This window comes from Streptomyces thermolilacinus SPC6, from assembly GCF_000478605.2.
In the GTDB taxonomy this organism is placed as follows: domain Bacteria; phylum Actinomycetota; class Actinomycetes; order Streptomycetales; family Streptomycetaceae; genus Streptomyces; species Streptomyces thermolilacinus.
In genome coordinates this window covers 2,155,310-2,177,482 of the sequence record NZ_ASHX02000001.1, presented here as the reverse complement: position 1 = coordinate 2,177,482, position 22,173 = coordinate 2,155,310, and the positions used below count along the sequence as shown (strand labels likewise).

General features: G+C 72.0%; 15 protein-coding genes. 13 read left to right on the top strand and 2 right to left on the bottom strand.

Annotated elements, in window-relative coordinates:
• Positions 1 to 276: 276 nt before the first annotated feature.
• From J116_RS08915 to J116_RS08890, 6 genes are all read left to right on the top strand, one after another.
• A complete protein-coding gene (locus J116_RS08915) occupies positions 277 to 1,374 on the top strand; it encodes a DUF4190 domain-containing protein (protein WP_023586745.1) in 1,098 nt (365 codons plus the stop codon).
• 260 nt (positions 1,375 to 1,634) lie between these two features.
• On the top strand, positions 1,635 to 2,390 hold the full coding sequence (locus tag J116_RS08910) for a GntR family transcriptional regulator (protein ID WP_023586744.1): 756 nt from the start codon (positions 1,635 to 1,637) through the stop codon (positions 2,388 to 2,390).
• Positions 2,391 to 2,759: 369 nt separating this feature from the next.
• Positions 2,760 to 2,939: an SPOR domain-containing protein gene (locus J116_RS08905; RefSeq protein ID WP_023586743.1), complete on the top strand. Its 180-nt coding sequence runs from the start codon at positions 2,760 to 2,762 to the stop codon at positions 2,937 to 2,939.
• A gap of 27 nt (positions 2,940 to 2,966) precedes the next feature.
• Complete coding sequence (locus J116_RS08900) at positions 2,967 to 3,413, top strand: (deoxy)nucleoside triphosphate pyrophosphohydrolase (protein ID WP_023586742.1); 447 nt, start codon at positions 2,967 to 2,969, stop codon at positions 3,411 to 3,413.
• Between the two features lie 60 nt (positions 3,414 to 3,473).
• Complete coding sequence (locus J116_RS08895; RefSeq protein WP_023586741.1) at positions 3,474 to 3,902, top strand: ATP-binding protein; 429 nt, start codon at positions 3,474 to 3,476, stop codon at positions 3,900 to 3,902.
• A 146-nt stretch (positions 3,903 to 4,048) separates the two neighbouring features.
• The gene (locus J116_RS08890; RefSeq protein ID WP_023586740.1) at positions 4,049 to 6,592 is read left to right on the top strand and encodes a SpoIIE family protein phosphatase; all 2,544 of its coding nucleotides are present in this window, start codon (positions 4,049 to 4,051) and stop codon (positions 6,590 to 6,592) included.
• 105 nt (positions 6,593 to 6,697) lie between these two features.
• Here J116_RS08890 and J116_RS08885 read toward each other — a convergent pair whose 3' ends face one another.
• Positions 6,698 to 7,411, bottom strand: coding sequence for a PspA/IM30 family protein (locus J116_RS08885; protein ID WP_028963852.1), 714 nt, complete (start codon positions 7,409 to 7,411; stop codon positions 6,698 to 6,700).
• A gap of 128 nt (positions 7,412 to 7,539) precedes the next feature.
• On the bottom strand, positions 7,540 to 9,828 hold the full coding sequence (locus tag J116_RS08880) for a TPM domain-containing protein (protein ID WP_028963851.1): 2,289 nt from the start codon (positions 9,826 to 9,828) through the stop codon (positions 7,540 to 7,542).
• 310 nt (positions 9,829 to 10,138) lie between these two features.
• Between J116_RS08880 and J116_RS08875 the strand changes: the two genes are divergently transcribed.
• The 7 genes from J116_RS08875 (at position 10,139) to J116_RS08845 (ending at position 21,974) form a co-directional block, all read left to right on the top strand.
• Positions 10,139 to 12,577: an ABC transporter family substrate-binding protein gene (locus J116_RS08875; RefSeq protein ID WP_023586739.1), complete on the top strand. Its 2,439-nt coding sequence runs from the start codon at positions 10,139 to 10,141 to the stop codon at positions 12,575 to 12,577.
• 193 nt (positions 12,578 to 12,770) lie between these two features.
• A complete protein-coding gene (typA, locus tag J116_RS08870; protein WP_023586738.1) occupies positions 12,771 to 14,678 on the top strand; it encodes a translational GTPase TypA in 1,908 nt (635 codons plus the stop codon).
• A gap of 1,079 nt (positions 14,679 to 15,757) precedes the next feature.
• Positions 15,758 to 16,801 (top strand): ABC transporter permease, encoded by a 1,044-nt coding sequence (locus tag J116_RS08865; protein ID WP_028963850.1) that lies wholly within the window; start codon positions 15,758 to 15,760, stop codon positions 16,799 to 16,801.
• Positions 16,802 to 16,899: 98 nt separating this feature from the next.
• Positions 16,900 to 18,702 (top strand): ABC transporter substrate-binding protein, encoded by a 1,803-nt coding sequence (locus tag J116_RS08860; RefSeq protein ID WP_023586736.1) that lies wholly within the window; start codon positions 16,900 to 16,902, stop codon positions 18,700 to 18,702.
• Positions 18,703 to 18,806: 104 nt separating this feature from the next.
• Positions 18,807 to 19,784, top strand: coding sequence for an ABC transporter permease (locus J116_RS08855; RefSeq protein ID WP_023586735.1), 978 nt, complete (start codon positions 18,807 to 18,809; stop codon positions 19,782 to 19,784).
• A 10-nt stretch (positions 19,785 to 19,794) separates the two neighbouring features.
• Positions 19,795 to 20,856: an ABC transporter ATP-binding protein gene (locus J116_RS08850; protein ID WP_023586734.1), complete on the top strand. Its 1,062-nt coding sequence runs from the start codon at positions 19,795 to 19,797 to the stop codon at positions 20,854 to 20,856.
• 14 nt (positions 20,857 to 20,870) lie between these two features.
• Positions 20,871 to 21,974 (top strand): ABC transporter ATP-binding protein, encoded by a 1,104-nt coding sequence (locus J116_RS08845; RefSeq protein ID WP_023586733.1) that lies wholly within the window; start codon positions 20,871 to 20,873, stop codon positions 21,972 to 21,974.
• The last annotated feature ends 199 nt before the right edge of the window (positions 21,975 to 22,173 follow it).

Genomic DNA, 22,173 nt, shown 5'->3' with positions numbered 1-22,173 from the left:
GCGCGGCGTGCGCGAGGTGCCCGAGCAGGGGCCAGAGACCGGCCGCCGAGAACACCGACCCGGCCGGACCACCCCGGCTCGCGTCCACCGTCATAGCCGAACCGGCCCCGGCGGCGGGCGGGTTGTCCAGGGTGGACGCCCAGCGGTCCGTCAAATGGGCGACCGCTTCGGCCGTCCGGTCCGTAAGCCGCATTAGGCACCCCGTCCCGCACCGCGTACGATGCGCGCCGCTCATACGTTTGTTCGCATCCCGCCCCCGACAGGAGCACCGTACCCGTGTCAACGTCCCCGCAGGGCTGGCCCCCGCCCCAGCAGCCCTACCCGCCGGTGCCCCCGCCGCCCGGGGCGCCGCGTCCGGCGGCCACCACCAGTGGCCTGGCCATCGCCTCCCTCGTCACCGGCGTCGTCTGCCTCGTGCCGCCGCTCGGCCTGGTGCTCGGCGCCATCGCGCTGGCCTCCATCAAGCGCAAGGGCCAGTCCGGCAAGGGCCTGGCCGTCGCCGGCATGGTCCTGTCGCTGATCAGCACGCTCCTGGTCGCGGTCGGCTTCGCCACGGGCGCCTTCAAGGACCTCGCCGACGGCGCCCGCAAGGTGCGGGAGGACGTCGCCAGCACCAACTCGGCGTTCAGCCTCCGCACCGGCGACTGCTTCAACCAGCCCGGCGGCGCGGTCACCGAGAAGGAGGTCATGACGGTCAAGAGCGTGGACTGCGCCAAGCCGCACGACGCCGAGGTGACCGGGGCCTTCCAGCTCAGCGGCGACGGCGCGTTCCCGGGCCTCCCGGCCATCGAGAGGCAGGCCGACGAGCGCTGCATGAAGATCGGCGAGCAGTACTCGCTCGACTCCTGGGCGGTCCCGGACAACGCCGTCACGTACTACTACCTCCCCACCGAGCAGAGCTGGCGCGAGCTCAAGGACCGCACGGTGACGTGCGCGTTCGCCGCCGAGAAGGGCACGCTGACCGGCTCCCTGCGGGCCGACGCGACCACGCTGGACGCCGACCAGGTCGCGTACCTGAAGGCGATGAACGCGCTGGACGCCGCGCTGATCGCCGCGCCCGAGGCCGACCCGGAGAAGGACCTGGCCGCCAACGTCACCTGGGCCGGTACGGTCGACCAGGCCATCGAGGGGACGATCGCGCGGCTGAAGGGGCACACCTTCCCCGGTGCCTCCGCCGAGCCCGTCGCGGACGTGGTGAAGGAGCTGGAGAAGGCCCGCGAGCACTGGGAGAAGGCCGCGAGGTCCCCGGACGCCGACACCTTCTGGACGCACTACGAGCCCGGCTGGGACGCCCTGCCGCTGGACCTCGGCAAGGACGCGCGCGCCGCGCTGAAGCTGTCCACCAAGGCGCCGGTCGAGGAGCCGGCCGGCTGACACCGCCGTACGGCGGAGACGACCCCCGGGCGCGCGACGGCCACCACCGTCGCGCGCCCGGCCCGTTCGCGGGGCATGTGGACGGGCCCGTTCCCGGCCGCGCGTCGTTCGCGGGGCCGCGCGTCCTACCCGTGGTAAGTCCGGGGCCGTACCGCCGCCACACAGCGGACATCACGATCCGTCAGGTTTTGGCCCATGCTTGCGGGGCCAACGCCTGGTTGTCAGGCTGTCGCTGTCTGTCAACCTGATGGGAGTGGCCTGTGACATTCGGCGAGCAGCCCGCCTATCTGCGCGTTGCGAGCGATCTCCGAAAGAAGATCGTCAACGGCTCGCTGCCCCCGCACACCCGCCTCCCCTCCCAGGCCCGCATCCGCGAGGAGTACGGCGTCTCGGACACCGTCGCCCTGGAGGCGCGCAAGGTGCTCATGGCCGAGGGGCTGGTCGAGGGCCGCTCCGGCTCCGGCACGTACGTGCGCGAGCGCCCCGTGCCGCGCCGGATCGCCCGCTCCGGGTACCGCCCGGCGCACGGGACGGTGAACCCGTTCCGGCAGGAGCAGGCCGCCGAGGGCGCGCGCGGCACCTGGGAGTCCAGCAGCGAGCGGGAGGGGGCGCCGGCGCAGATCGCCGAGCGGCTGGGCATCGCGCCCGGCGACCCCGTGATGCGCACCCGGTACCTCTTCCGGGACGGCGGCGAGCCGATGATGCTCTCCACCTCCTGGGAGCCGCTCGCCCTCACCGGGCGCACCCCCGTCATGCTCCCCGAGGAGGGCCCGCTGGGCGGCTGCGGGGTGGTCGAGCGGATGGCGGCGATCGACCTCGTCGTGGACAACGTCGTGGAGGAGGTCGGCGCCCGGCCGGGCCTGGCGGAGGAACTGCTGGCGCTCGGCGGGGTGCCGGGGCACGTGGTGATCGTCGTCGAGCGCACGTACTACGCGTCGGGGCGGGCGGTGGAGACGGCGGACGTGGTCGTCCCCGCCGACCGCTATCGCGTCGCGTACCACCTGCCGGTGCGCTGACCCGCCGGTGACCGGACGCTGAGGCGGCCCGGAGCGGCGGCGTCCGAGGGGCCGGAGCGGTGCGGTCGAAGGGCCAGCGGCGGCGGGGGCGAGGCGCCGGGAGCGGCGGGGGCCCGAGGGCCGGGAGGGGCGGAGGGGGGCCTGGGGAGGCCGGGGGAGGGGTGGAGGAAAGTACCGGTCCGTGCCGGTTGCCGGGGGCGCATTCGGACGAGTGCGCCCCCATTTTCTGTGGGATTCCTGGCCGGAACCGTATCTCTTTGTGCAAATGCGTATCCGGACCGTAAAGGTCAGGCGTAGGCTCGGGCATATGCGGATTGCGGTTTCGGCGGAATCCTTCGACACAGGCGACCGGGCGGGGGGAACGGCGTGATGCCCGACAGCGGTACGACTCTTCTCTGGCAGGTCATCCGGCAGGACGACAACGGCAACCACTACCGGGTCGGCCGCTACGCGACCCGGGACGAGGCGCAGAAGGTGGCCGACAGCCTCGACTCGGCGGGCCACCGGCAGCTCTACTGGGTCGAGCGGATCGGGGAGCCCGCGCGCTGACCTGTGCGGACCGATACGCTCCGGCGCATGACGGATCGTGTGGTGGTCGCCGGAGCCGTGTACGACCAGGGGCGGCTGCTCGCCGCCCGCCGTAGCGCGCCACCCGAGCTGGCCGGCCGCTGGGAACTGCCCGGCGGCAAGGTGGAGCCGGGCGAGTCCCCGCGCGACGCGCTCGTACGGGAGCTGCGCGAGGAGCTCGGCATCGAGACCGAACCGGGGGAGCGTGTTCCCGGCGCCTGGCCGCTCGGGCGCGGCTACGTGCTGCACGTGTGGACCGCGCGCGTGCTCTCCGGCGAGCCCCGCCCCCTCCAGGACCACGACGAGCTGCGCTGGCTGACCCATGCGGAATGGGACACCGTGGACTGGCTGGAACAGGATGTCCCCGCCGTGGTCGAAGCCCTCCGCCACTTCCCCGGCCCCGACGCGCCGGATGACGCCACGAATGCCGCCCGGTTCGACGATACGACGCACTAGATATCGGGTATGTGCTGATTAAACCCCTCAAATCGGGCACGGGTGTTGTTGGTCCGGGGAGTGATCGGCGTGAGCGACAACGGCGACGCGTGCGCCGAGTGGACCCTGCCCGGACGGCTCGACTCGGTGCGGACGGCCCGCGGCGCCGTCCGCGACACCCTCCGCGACTGGCGGCTCGACCCGGCCCTCGGCGACCTCGCCGTCCTCCTCGTCAGCGAGCTCGTGACCAATTCCCTGCGCTACGCCGACGGTCCCGTCGGCCTCCGTCTCACTCGCATCCCCGCGTCGCACGACTCCCTCCCGCCCCGCCCCACCCTCCTCGTGGAGGTCTCCGACCCGGTGCCCGACCCGCCCCGCGCCCGCGCCGCCGGGCCCGACGACGAGGGCGGACGCGGTCTCCAGCTGGTCGCCTGCTCCGCCCGCCGCTGGGGTACGAGGAAGGGCCGGACGGGGAAGACGGTGTGGTTCGAGCTGCCCTTGCCGGGTTAGAAGAGGGAAGGGACGGCGATCACTTAGGCTCGGCTCAAAACGAACGAGACCACCCTGTGATCGTGAACGGCGTGCCGACGGGGGCCGTAGTGCTGAATACTGCGGGAATGGCCGGTCCGGTGCGGTGAGCTGGAGGGGACGGTCGCGTGAGCGAGATACCTGGAACGGCGGACGGCGTCGTGTGGCAGAGCAACCCGCCCGGCTCGATCTATGACTACATCAGAGTCGCGTCGTTCTCCATCGGCCCCGACGGGCTGGTCGATCAGTGGAGCCTGCGGGCCGCCGAGATGTTCGGCATCCCCGCGAAGGACGTCCGGGGCACCGACCCCGTAGAGGCGTTCATCCCCGCCGAACTGCGGCAGCGCGGCCACCGCAAGGTCGCCGAGATCCTCGACGGCAAGGAGTGGACGGGCCTCGTCCCCTTCCGCGTACCCGGCGAACGGCACGCGCGCGGCCTCGCCGAGGTGTACGTCATGCCGAGCGAGACCGAGGACGGCGCACGCGGCGCCGTCTGCATCGCCGTTGACGTACGCGCCCTGCGCCGGATTGAGACCGACTTGGCCTCATCACAGGCGATATTCGGTCAATCCCCCTTCGGCTTCCTCCTGTTCGGTACGGACCTGACGGTCCAGCGCGCCAACCAGCGCTTCGCCACCGTCTTCGGCGGCACCGCCGAGGACCACCGCGGCCGCACCGTCCACGACTACCTGTCCCACGCCGAGGCCCAGCGGATGACCTCCGCGCTGCGCCGCGTTCTCGACACGGGCGAGGCCGTCACCGACATGGAGGTCACCGGCACCGTCCCGGGCGAGACCGACCGCCGCCACTGGTCCGTCAACCTGTACCGGGTGCACAGCGGTTCGGGCCGTCCCATCGGTGTCGCCGGGGTCACCACCGACGTCACCCGCCGCCACAACGCCGCCCGCGAGGCCGCCAGCGCCCGCCGCAACCTCGCCCTCCTCAACGAGGCCACCGCACGCATCGGCACCTCCCTCGACCTGGAGACGACCGCACGCGAACTCCTCGACGTCGCGGTCCCCGGCTTCTGCGACCTCGCCTCCGTCGACCTGTACCAGGGCCTCCTCACCGGCGACGAGGCCCCGCCCGGCCAGGCCGGCGGCCGCACCGCGCAGCTCCGCCGCGTCGCCTTCGCCAGCGCCGTCTCCGACACGCCGCCCCTCGTGGGACCGCCCGCCGCCGGACCCGACTGCTGCACCACCGGGCCCACCCTCGTCGGCTCGGTGCACCGCTACCCGTTCAGCACGGCCTGCGCCAAGGCGCTGCGCACCGGCCGCCCCGTCCTCGTCCCCGGCGACGACGGCGGCCTCGTCCACTCCACCCTCGCCGTGCCGATGGTCGCCCACGACACGGTCGTCGGGCTCGTCCAGTTCTCCCGTGCCAAGGGCAGCGAGGCCTTCGGCGAACGCGACCGCGCCCTCGCCGTCGAACTCGCCGCCCGCGCCGCCGTCTGCATCGACAACGCCCGCCTCTACCGCCGCGAGCACGAGCGCGCCCTGATCCTCCAGCGCAGCCTCCTCCCGCCCGGCGACCCCGAGGCCGCGGGACTCGACATCGCCTGCCGCTACCTCCCCGGCAACGCCGCCACGGAGGTCGGCGGCGACTGGTTCGACGTCATCGAGCTGCCCGGCCACCGCACCGCGCTCGTCGTCGGCGACGTCATGGGCCGCGGGCTGCGCGCCGCCGTCGCCATGGGCGAACTGCGCACCGCCGTGCGGACCCTGGCGCAGCTGGACCTCGAACCGGCCGAGGTCCTCTCGCACCTGGACGAGATCGCCCGCGGCCTCGGCGCGCCCATCGGCGCCCAGTCGTCGCGCGCCGCCCACAAGACCCGCGGCCCCGAACTGTCCGAGGTGTACCTCGCGACGTGCGTGTACGCCGTGTACGACGCGGTCACCCGGCGCTGCACGTTCGCCAACGCCGGGCACCTGCCGCCCGTGCTGGTCGAACCCGGCAAGGAGGCGCAGCTCCTCGACGTACCGCCCGGGATGCCGCTCGGGGTCGGCGGGGAGCCGTTCGAGGAGGTCGAGGTCGAGCTGCCCGAGGGGGCGCTGCTGTCCCTCTACACCGACGGGCTCGTCGAGTCCCGCGACCATCCGCTGGACGAGGGCCTCCAGGCGCTGCGGCGGGTCCTCACCGGTCCCGAGATGGCCCTGGAGGACGCCTGCGACCACGTCCTCAACACCCTGGACACGCGGCACGGCCAGGACGACATCGCCCTGCTGATGGCCCGTGTCCGGGGGCTGCCCGCCGAGGCGGTCGGCGACTGGCGGCTCCCCCGCGAGCCCCGCTCCGTGGGCCGCGCCCGCGAACTGGCCCGGGCCCAGCTCATCGCCTGGGAGCTGGAGCCGCTGATCGACACGGTCGAACTGCTCGTCAGCGAACTCGTCACCAACGCCCTGCGCTACGGCGAGGGTGAGATCCGGCTGCGACTGCTGCGCGACCGGACACTCGTGTGCGAGGTGTGGGACGCGGGCCTCGTACAGCCCCGCCGCCGCCGGGCCCGCGACACCGACGAGGGCGGGCGCGGGCTCCAGCTCGTCGGACTGCTCAGCGCCGGCTGGGGCTCCCGCCGCACGCCCCGGGGCAAGACGGTCTGGTTCGAGCTGGCCCTCCCCGACGGCGGCGGCACGGCGGAACCCACGGTGGACCAGCTGCTGAGCATGTTCTGACGCGGCCGCTCACGGGGCGGGGCGCGCGGTGGCCGGTGCGGTGCGGCGCGCGTCGGCTGGTACGGGGCGGCCCGCGGTGGCCTTTCCGGGGCGGCGGGCGGTGGTTCACGCGGCGGACTTGAGGGCAGCCAGGCGCGCCTCGATCTCCGCCGCGTCACCCGCCGCGTCCAGCTGCTCGAACTGCGCGTCCAGCGACGACGCGGCCAGCTCCTGCTTGCCCAGCGCCTTCGCCTCCTCGCGGCGCACCTTGTCCTCGAACCGGCTGATCTCGCTCGTCGGGTCCAGCACGTCGATGCTCCGCACCGCGTCGAGCATCCGGTTGCGGGCCTCCGCCGAGCGGGCGCGGGCCACCAGCTCGTCGCGCCGGGTGCGCAGCTCCGCCAGCTTCTCCCGCATCCGGCCCAGGCCCGACTTCAGCTGCTCGACCACCTCCGACTGGGAGGCGATCATCGGCTCGGCCGCCTTCGCCTCCTTCTCCGACTGGAGCTGCCGCCCGAGCGCGACCTTCGCCAGGTTGTCGAACTTGTCCGCCAGCTCGGGCCGCTGCGAGGCGCGCAGCTCATCGGCCTTGGCGCTGGCCGCGCGCGCCTTCTCGCCCCACTCGCGCGCCGCCTCCACGTCTTCCCGGTGGTCCTCCTCCAGGAGGCGGAGGTTGCCGATGGTCGCCGCGATCGCCTCCTCGGCCTCGCCGATGTTCTCCGAGTAGTCGCGGATCAGCTGGTCGAGCATCAGCGCCGGGTCCTCGGCCTGGTCCAGCAGGGCGTTGATGTTGGCCTTCGCCAACTGGCCGACGCGGCCGAGGATGGAGTGTTTGGTCATGGCGCCTCTCCTTGTGCGGTTTCGCGTGGTGCGCGTGGTGCGCGTAGTGGCTGGTCGTGGGGTGTTCCGGGGCGGTACGCGCGCGTGGCCCGTGGTCCCGGGCGCGGGTGCCCCGGTCGTACGTGTCGTCAGAAGCGCCCCCCGCCGCCGAGCCGCCTGCGCGTCCCCCCGCCGCCGAAGCTCGCCGGGCCGCCCGGGAACCCGCCCGGCATCCCGCCCGGCCGCCCGCCGCCCATCAGCCCGCTCAGCAGGATGCCGCCCAGTACGGCACCCCCGAGGCCGCCGGGGCCGCCCGGCCGCCCGCCGAGCGCGCCCCGCATCCGTACGTCCTGTTCGGCCAGCGCCTGCGCCTGCCGGGCCAGCGCGTCCGCCCGCTGCGCGTCCGCCAGCGCGGCACGCGGGTCCGCCCACGCACCGGCGCCCGTACCGGCATCCGGGCCGAGGTCCGCGCCCGCCTCGGCCTCGGCCAGGTGCCGCCGCGCCTCCGCCAGCCGGGTGCGGGCCTCGCTGGCCACGGCGCCCCGGTGCGTCGCCAGGTAGTCCTCCGCCGCGCCCACCGACGACCGGGCGGCCAGCAGCGCCTGGTCCAGGAACGCGCGGGCCCGCCGTACGCCGCCCTCCCGCTCCAGCGCCTCGTCCAGCGCCGCGTCCGCCTCCTCGGTGCGGCGCAGCGCGTCGATCGGGTCATACCGGCCGGCCTCCGTCACGCGCCGCACGTCCCGTACGACGGACTCCAGCCGTGCCACCCGGCCCCGCAGCTCCGCCGCCGCCCCGCCGGGCGTGCCCTCCAGCACCCCGCGCGCCTCCGCGAGGTCCGCCTCGGCCTCCGCCAGCGCCCCCGGCAGCCGCCCGGCCGCCTCCGCCAGCTCCACGGCCCGCCGGTCCACGGCCTCGACCAGCCGCGCGGCCTGCCCCACCGCCCCCTCGGCGGCCCGCAGGTACGGCGCCACGGACACCCGCCCACCGCCCGCGCCGCTCGCGCCGCCCGCCTGTGCCGGGTCGTACGCGGGCCCGGCACCGACATCGGTGCCGCTGTCCGCCCCGCCCGGTACCGCGCCCCCGCCGGGTACCGTGCCCGCCCCGCCCGCCTGTGCCGGGTCGTACGCGGGCCCGGCACCGCCGTCCGTACCGCCCGCCGCCTCCCGGTCCGCGTACGACGGTCCCGTGCCGCCCGCGCCGCCCCCGCCCGGCGCGCCCGGAGCCGACGGGCCCAGGGCCTCCCGGGCGCGGGACAGGTTCGTCGCCGCGAACGCCAGGCGGGCGCGGGCCTGGGAGGGGGCCGTGGCCACCGGGGCCGCCGCGGTGTCCGTGTAGCGGGCCCGCATCGCCGACAGGGCCGCCTCCGCCGTCGTCAGGCGGCCCTCCAGGTCCCGGTGCGCCGCCTCCGCCGCCGCCAGCGCCTGCGGGGCCGTACGCTCCAGGTCGCGCAGCTCGTCGAAGGCCGCCGACTCCTCGTCCAGGCGCCGCCCCGCGTCCGCGCACCGGGTGGTGATCTCCTCCAGCATGGCCCGCCGGGTCACCTCGTCCTCCGGCTCCGCGTCGTCCAGCCGCTGCCGCAGCCGGAACGCCGTCGTCAGCTCGCCCTCCGCGTACGCGACGGCCTCGGCGAACCGTTTCGCCGCCGCCTCCCCGAACTGCGCCACCGCGAAGCCCAGCTCCTCCTGGCTCGTGCGCACCGCGTCGTCCGTCTCCACCAGCGCCCGCCGCGCCCGCTCGTCCAGCTCCTCCGCGTCCGGGACCGGCACCCCGCCGTGCGGGGTCGTGCGCGTCCTGGCCCGCCGACGGCGGCTCACGTACGCGTACCCGGCCACCGCCAGCGCCCCGGCGACCAGCACCACCGGGACGAGCAGGTCCACGCCCGGGCTCCCGCCGCCCCCGGGGTCGGGCACGCCCGAGGTGATCGCCGGTACGGGGACGGGCCGCCCGGCGAGGACCGCGCCGTACCCGTCGGCCGCGCCGATCGCCGCGCCCGCCCAGTCGTCGGCGCGCAGCGCGGGCTCCACGGCGGTACGCGCGACCTCGTCGAGCCGCGCCTGGGTGAGCCGCCCCGCCGCGTCGGCCGTGTACGCGTAGGTCCGCTCCCGCGTGGCCACCGCGAGCAGCACGTCGTCGGTGCCGAGCCCGCCCAGGTCCGCCGTCGCGTCGGCCCAGTCCTGCGGGGAGCGGCCGGAGAAGTCCCGTACGTACACGACGAACAGCTGGAGCCGGTGCTCGTCGTACAGCCGGTCCAGGGCGCGGGCCACGTCGGGGGCGCGCACTCCGAGGGCGTCCACCCGGTCGGTGATCTGGCCCCGCCGGTCCAGCGGTCCCGGCTCCTCGGCGCGCCCGTCCGGGGCGGCGGGCCCCACCAGCCAGCACACCGCCGCCAACAGCCCGGACAGGAGGGCCACGAGGGCCCGGGGGGCTCTGCGCGTCACAGAAGCGAGGCTAGGCCGCGCCCCGCCCAGCCGCGACCGGACGAACGTCCCGGACCCCCGCCGCCCGGCCGGAATGCGTCGGTTCGCGCCACTCCGCCCGGCCGGCCGACGGGTCCCGCCACTCCGTCCCGCCGGAACCCGGCGCCGTCCCCGCGACCGCCCTCCAGGTCCCCGCGTTGGGCCGGACGGGTGGGGTTTCGGGGGCGGTCCGCCGTGTCGCCGCGGGGGCGCGGAGCCCGTCCCTTTCAGTGGACGGGCCATAGGTGTGATCATCGCGAAATTCAAGAATCCGGACGAAGAGGTACAAGCCATGTCCCACGTCGGCGTCCGCGCACTCCGGTCCGCCGCGCTCCTCACCAGCGGGGCGCTCGCCGTATCCGTACTCGCCGGCTGCAGCTCCGGGGACGAGGAGGACGGCGCCCGGGCCGTGCCCGCCGACATCGCGGCCGTCCCGCGCGCCTCGGTCGCGGACGGCGGCACCCTGCGCTGGGCGGTGGACGCGCTGCCCGCCACCTTCAACGCCTTCCAGGCCGACGCCGACGCCGCCACCGCCCGGGTCGCCGGGGCCGTGCTGCCGTCCCTCTTCACCCTCGACGAGCGCGGCAGGCCGCAGCTGAACCGGAACTACCTGGAGTCCGCCGAGATCATCGAGCGCGAGCCCAAGCAGGTCGTCCGGTACAAGCTGCACCAGCAGGCCGTGTGGAGCGACGGCCGGGAGATCGGCGCCCCCGACTTCGTCGCCCAGTGGCGGGCCCTGCGCGGCCGCGACAGCGCGTACTGGACGGCGCGCAACGCCGGGTACGAGCGCGTCGAGAAGATCGAGCGCGGCGCCGACGACCTGGAGGTCCGGGTCACCTTCGCCAAGCCGTACGCCGACTGGAAGTCGCTGTTCACGCCGCTGTACCCGAAGGAGGTCACCGGCTCGCCGAGCACCTTCAACGACGGCGCCCGCACCACGCTGCCGAAGACCGCGGGGCCGTTCCGGCTGAAGGCGCTCGACAAGAAGGCCGGCACCGTCACCCTGGTCCGCGACCCGCGCTGGTGGGGCGAGCCCGCGAAGCTCGACCGCCTCGTCCTGCGCGCCGTCCCGCGCGATCGCCGCGCCCAGGCGCTCACCGCGAACACCGTGGACATCGCCGAGATCGACGCGCCCCTCGCCGCCCGCATCGCCCGCGCCGTACGGGAGGGCAAGGCGGGCGCGCAGGGCAGCCCCGCGCCCGCGCCGGACACCGGGAAGGCGCCCTCGGCCGCCCTGGAGTCCTGGGCCACCGCGCACGGCTCCGACAAGGCGAAGGCGGCGGCCGAGCGCGCCGCGCGGCTGCGCGAGCAGCGCGCCGCCGCCGCGTACGAGGCCGAGCAGCGGGCCCTGCGCGCGTACGTCGTCCGCAAGACCCTGGAGCCCGCGTACACGCAGCTCGCCCTGAACGGCGAGTCCGGGCCCCTCGCCGACGAGCGGGTGCGCCGCGCCGTCGCCCGCGCCCTGGACCGCCGCGAGCTGGCGCAGTCCGTACTCGCCCCGCTGGGGCTCCCGGCCGAGCCCGTCGGCTCGCACCTGGCGCTGGCCGGGCAGGACGCGTACGCCGACAGCAGCGGCGCGCTGGGCGGCCAGGACACGGAGGAGGCCATGGCCCTGCTCGCCGACGCGGGCTGGACGAAGGAGGGCGCCCGGGCGAGCGCCGCGCCGAAGGAGGGCACGAAGGCCGGGGCCGAGGCGTCCGGCGCGCCGTCGAAGGGGACGCCGTCGAAGGACGCCGCGACGGAGGCCGCCCCGTCCAAGGCGCCGTCGAAGGCCGCGTCGCCCGCCGCCGCGCCCGCCCCGGCCGACCGTACGACGACCGGCGGGGCGACGACCGCGGGGGTGGCGGCCGACACCGCGCGGACGGTGGACCTGCCGTCCGACGAGGGCCTGTACATCGTCGGCGACGAGAAGCCCGCCGCCGACAGCAGGCCCGGCACCCGCGTCGTCGCGCCCGCGCCCGCCGCCGCCGTCCACAGCAGGCTCGTCGTCGGCCAGGCCCGCGCCGTCACGGCCGCCCTGACCGCCGAGACGGACGCCCGCACCGACGCCAAGGACGCCACCGGTGCCCCCGAGCGGCCCAAGGCCCAGGGCGGTGCCCCCGGCGCGTACGCCCCCGTCGGCACCGCCGCACCGGCCGCCCCGGGCAAGGGCGCGCCCAGTCCCGCCGCCGGGGCGCCCGTGGGGCCCCTCGGCAAGGACGGGCAGCCGCTGACCCTCCGCTTCGTCCTGCCGTCGGGGCCCGGCTCCGAGTCGCTGCGCGCCGTCGGGGACAAGATCGCGCGGATGCTGGACCGCATCGGGGTGCGCACCGAGATCACCAAGGTCCCCGACGAGAGCTTCTTCAAGGACCACATCGCGTCCGGCGACTACGACCTCGCCCTCTACTCCTGGCCCGGCACGGCCTTCCCCGCCACCGACGGCCGCCCGATCTACGCCAAGCCGGAGCCCGCCACGGACGGCTCGCTGCTGGTGGAGCAGAACTACACGCGCGTCGGCACCGACCACATCGACCAGCTCTTCGAGCAGGCCGCCGCCGAGCTGGACGAGAAGGCCGCCCGCGACCTGGTGCGCCGCGCCGACGCCCGTATCTGGGCCGCCGCCGGATCGATCCCGCTCTTCCAGCGGCCCGAGCTCGTCGCGGTGCGGAAGAACGTGGTCAACGCGGGTGCCTTCGGCTTCGCGACGCCCGCCTACGAGAACATCGGGTTCGCGGCGCCGAAGAAGAAGTGAAGACGTAGCGAACAAGCTCAGAAAGCGCTCAGATCCGTTGCCCGCCGGGCCTCCCGGCGGGCACGATCATGCCCGGGAGGCCGAGTGCGCGCCAGCCCCGTACCATGGACAGAGCCGTGGCGCGTCCGCCCGGCGGGCGTACTGAGGAAAACGAGACGCCGCACCCACGATCCGAGAGAAGCGCCAGCCACCCATGCCCACGCGCCACGACATCCGTAACGTAGCCATCGTCGCCCACGTTGACCACGGCAAGACGACCATCGTCGACGCCATGCTGAAGCAGGCGGGAGCCTTCGCCGCCCACCAGCTCGACTCGGTCGACGACCGCATGATGGACTCGAACGACCTGGAGCGTGAGAAGGGCATCACGATCCTCGCCAAGAACACGGCGGTGAAGTATCACCCCAAGGACGGCGGGTCCCCGATCACCATCAACATCATCGACACCCCCGGCCACGCCGACTTCGGCGGCGAGGTCGAGCGCGGCCTGTCGATGGTGGACGGCGTCGTGCTCCTCGTGGACGCGTCCGAGGGTCCGCTCCCGCAGACCCGCTTCGTGCTCCGCAAGGCCCTCCAGAAGCGGATGCCCGTCATCCTCTGCATCAACAAGACGGACCGCCCCGACTCCCGGATCGACGAGGTCGTCAACGAGACGTACGACCTGTTCCTGGACCTGGACGCCGACGAGGACCAGATCGAGTTCCCGATCGTCTACGCCTGCGGCCGCGACGGCGTCGCCTCGCTGACCAAGCCGGAGGACGGCACGGTCCCCGCCGACTCCACCAACCTGGAGCCGTTCTTCTCCACGATCCTGGAGCACATCCCCGCCCCCGTCTACGACGACGAGGCCCCGCTCCAGGCACACGTCACCAACCTCGACGCGGACAACTTCCTCGGCCGTATCGCGCTGCTGCGCGTCCAGCAGGGCGAGCTGAAGAAGGGCCAGACCGTCGCCTGGATGAAGCGTGACGGCTCGGTGCAGAACGTCCGCATCTCCGAGCTGATGATGACGGAGGCGCTCACCCGCAAGCCCGCCGAGAAGGCCGGACCGGGCGACATCTGCGCTGTCGCCGGCATCCCCGACATCATGATCGGCGAGACGCTGGCCGACCCGGAGAACCCGATCGCGCTGCCGCTGATCACGGTGGACGAGCCGGCCATCTCCATGACCATCGGCACCAACACCTCGCCGCTGGTCGGCCGGGGCGGCACGGGCAAGGGCGCCGACGCCAAGTCCGCCGTCAAGGACCGCAAGGTCACCGCCCGCCAGGTCAAGGACCGCCTCGACCGCGAGCTCATCGGCAACGTGTCGCTGCGCGTCCTGGACACCGACCGCCCCGACGCCTGGGAGGTGCAGGGCCGCGGCGAGCTGGCGCTGGCCATCCTCGTCGAGACGATGCGCCGGGAAGGCTTCGAGCTGACCATCGGCAAGCCGCAGGTCGTCACCAAGGAGATCGACGGCAAGGTCCACGAGCCGGTCGAGCGCATGACGATCGACGTGCCCGAGGAGCACATGGGCGCCGTCACGCAGCTCATGGGCGTCCGCAAGGGCCGCATGGACAACATGTCGAACCACGGCTCCGGCTGGGTCCGCATGGAGTTCGTCGTCCCGTCGCGCGGCCTCATCGGCTTCCGTACGGAGTTCCTGACGCAGACGCGCGGCACGGGCATCGCCCACTCCATCCACGAGGGCCACGAGCCGTGGTTCGGCACGCTGACGACCCGCAACAACGGCTCGCTCGTCGCGGACCGCGCCGGTGCCGTCACCGCGTTCGCGATGACCAACCTCCAGGAGCGCGGCGTCCTCTTCGTGGAGCCGGGCACCGAGGTGTACGAGGGCATGATCGTCGGTGAGAACTCGCGCTCCGACGACATGGACGTCAACATCACCAAGGAGAAGAAGCTCACCAACATGCGCTCCTCCACGGCCGATGTCTCCGAGTCGATCGTCCCGCCGCGGAAGCTGTCGCTGGAGCAGTCCCTGGAGTTCTGCCGCGACGACGAGTGCGTCGAGGTGACCCCGGAGGCCGTCCGCATCCGCAAGGTCAACCTCGACCAGCGCGAGCGCGCCCGCGCGGCGTCCCGCGCCAAGCACGGCTGAACCACCACGCGTACGACGCGGACCGCGTCCGCGCACGCACGCCCCACCGACGGCCGCCGGGTAACCACCCGGCGGCCGTCGGCCGTTGCACGGCCGGGGCACACGCGGGGCAGGGCCCGGGCTCACGCGGGGGTACGGCCGACGGTACGTGCGGGTGCGGGTGCGGGTGCGGGTGCGGGGCATGCCGGGTGCCGTCGGTATGTGCGGGTGGATCATGCCGGGCGCGGCCGGGCGTACGCGCAGCCGCGCCGGCGAGGACGCGCGGACCCGGGCGGTGCGGGCCGCGCACGGTGCGTACCGGGGCGAGCAAGCTCTCGACCGGCGTTTTTCAGCCACCTCGACAGGCCGACAGGAGGACATGTCCGACCCGTCCGCGTCAACGTGTTTTCACCTGCGAAGCGTCCGGTTATCGATCGTCGCTCTCCGGAACTTGTGTTAACAGTCCGTTTCGCGGGTGTCTGTCTGTGCTCATTTTGTCTGGATTTCGGGCAGTGACACTTGGGCGATGTTGTCAAAACGAGACCCTTTAAGTGTGGTTTACAGCCCGGTCGTACTTAATAGTTGGCTCCACTGAGCTCGGGTCGATGGGTCACGCGCTGTGGGGAGCGCCGACTCGCGAGCACACGTGGTACAGCACTTCGCCGTCAGGGGTGTCGGCGGGGTGCACCGTACCCAACCATGCAGTGAATACGTGGACTCATGAGGAGGAACCCATGCGCGGTGCCACGAGCGCCAGTGGGGTCGGGTCGTCGCAGCTGGCTCCAACGGCCGGTCACCCGTGTACGTCAACCGGTCAGGCCGCCTGCAGCGGTCGGCGATTCTGAGACCCGGTCAACCGCTCGGCTCGCGCTCCTCGGGGGGTAATCCTCCCCTGCTGACCATCCTTCCGGCCCATGCCCGCGGGACGCCTCCCGCTCGGCGTGCGGGGCCGCCGTCGTACCCGGCCACGGGTGCCCGGCGTGCCCGGAACGTCCGAGAGGATGTCAGGCAGCGGCCGTGACCGACCGGGTGCCCATCACCCGGCCGTCGCCGCACGCGCAGGACCGCGGGTCATCCGACACCCGTGAAATGGACACACCATGACCAGTCCAACTGAGATCGAGGGCACCGCAGCCTCCGTCACCTTGGACAAAGACACCACGGCCAAGACCGAAGCCGCGGAGGAGACCAAGCAGGGCCACCAGGGCCGATCGCCCAGCCAGCTGATGTGGACGCGCTTCAAGCGCGACAAGGTCGGCGTGGTCTCGGCCTTCGTGGTCGTCTTCTTCTTCGTGATCGGCGCCCTCGCCCCCGTCATCTCCGCGCTCTACGGCAAGGACCCGTACACGCTCTACCCGTCGGTGCCGGGGTACGAGGACATCCTCGACGAGTTCGCCATGCCGTACGGCGTGTTCGGCGGCATGTCCGGCGAGTTCTGGTTCGGCGTCGAGCCGAACCTGGGCCGCGACGTGTTCACGATGCTGCTCTACGGCATCCGCACGTCGCTCTACCTCGCGGTGGTCGTGACGGTGCTCTCCGTCGTCACCGGTGTCCTCATCGGCATGGTCGGCGGGTTCTTCGGCGGCAAGGTGGACTACTGGCTGGGCCGGGTCACCGACTTCTTCCTCGCCTTCCCGAGCCAGCTGTTCTTCATCGCCTTCATGCCCGTCGTGACCGCGCTGTTCGTGGACCCGCGGGAGGAGACGCCGACCTACCTCCGGGCCGTGGCGATCGTCCTCGTGATGTGGTTCCTCGGCTGGATGGGCATGGCGCGCCTGGTGCGCAGCTCCGTACTGACCATCCGCGAGCGGGAGTTCGTCGAGGCCGCGCTGGTCTCCGGCGCCTCTCGCTGGAGGATCGTCCGCAAGGAGATCCTGCCCAACATCGTGACCCCGATCCTGGTGCAGGGCACGTACATGCTGCCCAGCGCCATCCTCTCGATCGCGTTCCTCTCCTACGTCGGTGTCGGCTTCACCGAGGAGACCCCGGACTGGGGCCGCATGTTCGCCATCGGCGCGGACATCTACGAGCAGAACCCGGCGTTCATGTTCTTCCCCGGTATCGCGATGGTGGTCTTCATCCTCGCCTTCAACCTGCTGGGCGACTCGGTCCGCGACGCGTTCGACCCCAAGACCGGACGGTGACGTCCAAGTGCGGGGGAGCTGCCGCCCCCGCACCGGGCAACCGGACGGCAGGCAGCACTTTTCTGGACAACAACTCACAGGTAGGTGCAAAGAGCATCATGAAGTCCACTCGAACGCGCTCCGCGCGCGCCATAGTCGTCGCCCTCGCGGCCGGCTCTCTGGTGCTGACCGGCTGCAGCACCAACGAAAAGGGCAAGGGCGACACGGGCAAGGCCGCGCCGGGCGCCAGCGAGGCCGCGGAGCAGTCGAAGCCGGTCGTCTACGGTGACGCCGCTGCCTCCACCGGTCCCGCCAAGGACGTCCCGGGCGCCAAGTCCGGCGGCTTCATCGAGGTCTACCAGCAGTCCGACCTCAGCCACATGGACCCGGGCCAGATCTACGTCTCCGACGCGGGTCAGTTCTCCAACCTGGTGCACCGCAAGCTGACGAACTACCACGAGGACGCCAAGGGCAACCTGACCGTCGTCGGTGACATCGCCACCGACTCCGGCCAGACCACCGACGGCGGCAAGACCTGGAAGTACACGCTCAAGGACGGCATCAAGGACGAGGACGGCAACGTCATCACGTCCGCCGACATCCGTCACTCCATCGAGCGCCTCTACTCGAAGGTCATCTTCGACGGCCCGACGTTCGTCCAGACCTGGCTGTCCGGCACGGACTACCGCAAGGCTCTGCCGGACGGCCCGTACAAGGGCCAGCACCTGCCGAACACGGTCCTGGAGACCCCGGACCCGAAGACGGTCATCTTCAAGTTCAACCAGCCGCGCCCGGACCTGCCGCAGGCTTTGGCCATGGCCGGTTACGCCATCGTGCCCGCGAAGCAGGACACGAAGGAGAAGTACGACAAGGCGCCCAAGGCCCTCGGCCCGTACAAGATCGCCGAGTACAAGGCCGGCAAGTCCCTCAAGCTGGTCCGCAACACGCACTGGGACCCGAAGACCGACTCGGTCCGCCACCAGTACGTGGACGGCTACAACTTCACCAACACCATCGACCAGGCCAGCCAGACCAAGCGTCTGATCGCCGACCAGGGCGAGGCGAAGAACGCCATCCAGTTCACCGACTCGGTGGACACCACGCTCGTCCGCGACGTCGTCACCAAGCCGGACGTCAACAAGCGCACGGTCAAGGGTTACCAGCCCTACGTCTGGCAGATGACCTTCAACATGGACCGCATCAAGGACAAGAAGGTCCGCGACGCGATCACCTACGCGATCCCGAACGAGCGGATGATCGCGGCCGACGGTGGCAAGTACGGCGGCGAGATCGCCGGCGGTCTGTTCGCCCCGACCCTGCCGGGCCACGACCCGAACTACGACCCGTTCGGCAAGAAGAAGAAGCCGAACGGCGACGTGGCGAAGGCCAAGGAGCTGCTCAAGGAGGCCGGGTTCAAGGAAGGCACCAAGCTGACCTACGCCTACTCCAACACCCCGCGTGGCCAGAAGCAGTCCGTCATCGTCAAGGACGCGCTCAAGGCGATCGGCATCGACCTCCAGCTGAAGGAGATCGAGCGCGCGAGCTACTACGAGCAGATCGGCAAGGTCAAGAACCCGTACGACCTGTACATGACCGGCTGGGGCCAGGACTGGTCCTCCCCGTCCACGGTCGTCACCCCGGTCTACGACGGCAAGCTCATCTCCGACGGTGGCTCGAACTACTCGCACATCAACGACCCGAAGGTCAACGCCCTCATCGAGGAGGCCCTGAAGCTCCAGCCGGAGCAGGCCGCCAAGAAGTGGGAAGAGGCCCACAAGCGGATCGTCGAGGAGATCAACCCGGCCGCCCCGGTCTACTACTCGAAGCAGATGCAGCTCTTCGGCTCGAACATCGGCGGTGCCCGGTACAGCACCAACTCGAGCTACATCAACATCAACGACCTGTACCTGAAGCAGCCGTAACACCGAACATCGGCTGACCCGCGGGGGTGCGCGCCAGGCGGAGCGCACCCTCGCGGGCCCCACCCCTCACCGCCCGCCGCTTCCGAAGAGAGCAGCTGCCCGCCATGCTTCAGTTCCTCATCCGCAGGTTGACCGGCGCCGTCGTGATCATGTTCTTGATCGGCGCCTTCACGTTCTTCCTGTTCTACACAATCCCCCAGGACTTCGCCGCCCTCTCCTGTGGCAAGAACTGCTCGCCGGAGAACCTGGCCGTCATCCGGGAGAACCTCGGCCTCGACCAGCCCATCACCACGCAGTTCTGGACCTTCATGATGGGCATCGTGGCCGGCCGTGACTTCGCGCAAGGGCACTGCGCGGCGCCGTGCCTGGGCATGTCCTTCGACTCGGGCGACTTCGTGTGGGACTCCATCGTGGACCGCTTCCCGCTGACGCTGTCGCTCACCATCGGTGGCCTGATCATCTTCCTGGTGCTCGGCCTCGGCTCCGGCATGCTCGCCGCCTGGAAGCGCGGCACCAAGGTGGACAAGTTCGTCAGTGGCGCCTCGATGGTGCTCAGCTCGTTCCAGATCTACTTCCTCGGCGCCATCGTGCTCGGCATCATGGTCTACTCCACCGGCTGGATGGAGAACCCGAGCTACACGCCGTTCACCGAGGACCCGCTCGCCTGGGCCACCGGCCTGCTGATCCCCTGGGCCGTGATGGCGACCATCTTCACCGCCCAGTACACGCGTATGGCGCGCTCGACCATGATCGAGCAGCTCCAGGAGGAGCACGTCCGCACGGCGCGCGCCAAGGGCATGCCGCAGAAGTACGTGTTCTTCCGGTACGCCTGGCGTGGTTCCCTGACGCCGATCGTGACGATCATCGGCATGGACCTGAGCGCGCTGCTCGCCGGCGCCGTGGTCACCGAGAAGACCTTCGACCTGGCCGGCATCGGCCGTCTCGCGGTCGACGCCTCGGTGAACAAGGACCTGCCGCTGACGATGGGCGTGATGCTGTTCGGTGCGTTCTTCATCCTGATCCTGAACGTCATCGTGGACCTCGCCTACGCCTACATCGACCCGCGCGTGCGCCTCGCCTAGGAGAACGACCGTGACCACACAGACCAAGACCGAAGACAAGCCGGCCCCGACCGGGCCGCAGGCCTTCCTCTCGGTCCGCGACCTGCGCGTGGCCTTCTCCACCGAGGACGGCGTCGTTCGGGCCGTCGACGGGCTCTCGTTCGACGTCGAGCGCGGCAAGACGCTGGGCATCGTCGGTGAGTCGGGCTCCGGGAAGTCCGTGACCAACCTGACGGTCCTCGGCCTGCACAACCGCAAGACGACCGACATCCAGGGCGAGATCAACCTGGACGGCCAGGAGCTCACCACCGCCTCCGAGAAGGAGATGGAGAAGCTCCGCGGCAACAAGGTCGCCATGATCTTCCAGGACCCGCTGACCGCGCTCTCCCCGTACTACACGGTGGGCCGCCAGCTGTCCGAGCCGTTCATGAAGCACCGCGGCGCCTCCAAGAAGGAGGCCAAGGACCGCGCCATCGAGATGCTGACCAAGGTCGGCATCCCCCAGCCGAAGACGCGGTTCGACGACTACCCGCACCAGTTCTCCGGCGGTATGCGCCAGCGCGCCATGATCGCCATGTCGCTGATGTGCGACCCCGAGCTGCTGATCGCCGACGAGCCGACCACCGCGCTCGACGTGACCGTGCAGGCCCAGATCCTGGACCTGCTGCGCGACCTCCAGCAGGAGTTCGGCTCCGCGATCATCTTCATCACCCACGACCTGGGCGTCATCGCCAACATGGCGGACGACCTGCTGGTCATGTACGCGGGCCGGGCCGTGGAGCGCGGCAGCGTGCGCGAGGTGCTGAGCGAGCCGAAGCACCCCTACACCTGGGGCCTGCTCAGCTCGATGCCGCGCCTCGGCGGTGACACGAGCGAGCCGCTGGTGCCGATCCCGGGCACCCCGCCGAGCCTCCTGAACCCGCCGGCCGGCTGCCGCTTCCACCCGCGCTGCCGTTTCGTGGACGAGGTCCCCGGCGGGCTCTGCACGACCGAGCGACCGCTGCTCGCGGACGGCCGCGCCGCGGCCTGCCACCTCACGGGTGAGCAGAAGCAGTCCATCTTCATCGATCAGATCAAGCCCCGGCTGGGCTAGGGAGACGCAGAGACATGAGCGAGAACGTCACTCTGCCGCAGCAGCAGGGAGCGAAGAAGCAGCAGGGAGAACCGCTGCTGAAGGTGGAAGGGCTGCAGAAGCACTTCCCCATCTACGGCGGCTTCCCCTTCAAGCGCAAGGTCGGCGCCGTCAAGGCGGTGGACGGCGTGGACCTCACGATGTACCCCGGCGAGTCGCTGGGCCTGGTCGGTGAGTCCGGCTGTGGCAAGTCCACGACCGGCCGTCTGATAACCCGCCTGCTGGAGCCCACGGGCGGCACGATCGAGTACGCGGGCCAGGACATCACCCACGCCAAGCGCAAGCAGCTGGCGCCGATCCGGTCCGAGATCCAGATGATCTTCCAGGACCCGTACTCGTCGCTGAACCCGCGCCAGACCGTCGGCACGATCATCAAGAGCCCGATGGAGGTCAACGGGATCAACCCGCCCGGCGGCCGCGAGAACCGCGTGCGCGAGCTGCTGGAGACCGTGGGTCTGAACCCGGAGCACTACAACCGCTTCCCGCACGAGTTCTCCGGCGGTCAGCGCCAGCGCATCGGTGTCGCCCGCGCCCTGGCCCTCCAGCCGAAGCTGATCGTCGCGGACGAGCCCGTGTCGGCGCTCGACGTGTCGATCCAGGCGCAGGTCGTCAACCTGCTGCAGAAGGTCCAGGACGAGATGGGCATCGCCTTTCTCTTCATCGCCCACGACCTGGCGGTCGTGCGGCACTTCTCGCAGCGCGTCGCGGTGATGTACCTCGGCAAGGTCATGGAGGTCGCCGACCGCGACTCCCTGTACAACCGGCCCCGCCACCCGTACACCCACGCCCTGCTGTCCGCGGTGCCCGAGGCGTCGGTCGACGGCCCGCAGCGCGAGCGCATCCGCCTCGCCGGTGACGTGCCGTCGCCGATCAACCCGCCGTCCGGCTGCCGGTTCCGCACCCGCTGCTGGAAGGCGCAGGAGAAGTGCGCGACGGAGGAGCCGCCGCTGGTGCAGCTCTCCGGAAACGCCGAGGGTCACCTGACCGCGTGCCACTTCCCGGAGGAGCCCACCATCAAGGCGGGCAAGGAAGTCGTCATGGACCCCGCCCTGGCGTCCCTGGAGTCCGACTCCGAGTGACCGGCGCCGCCACGGCGTGACGAGCACCCGCAAGGCCCCCCGCTCCGGCGGGGGGCCTTCGCGTTTCCCGGCACGCCGCCGGGCCGCGGGTGCCGCGCGGGGGAGTGGTGCGGGGGGAGGCGGGCGTACACCGTTGGGGGTGTGTGGAGTGCGGGGTATCCCGTATGCAGTGATATTTGGGCCTAAGTCCTGCTCATGG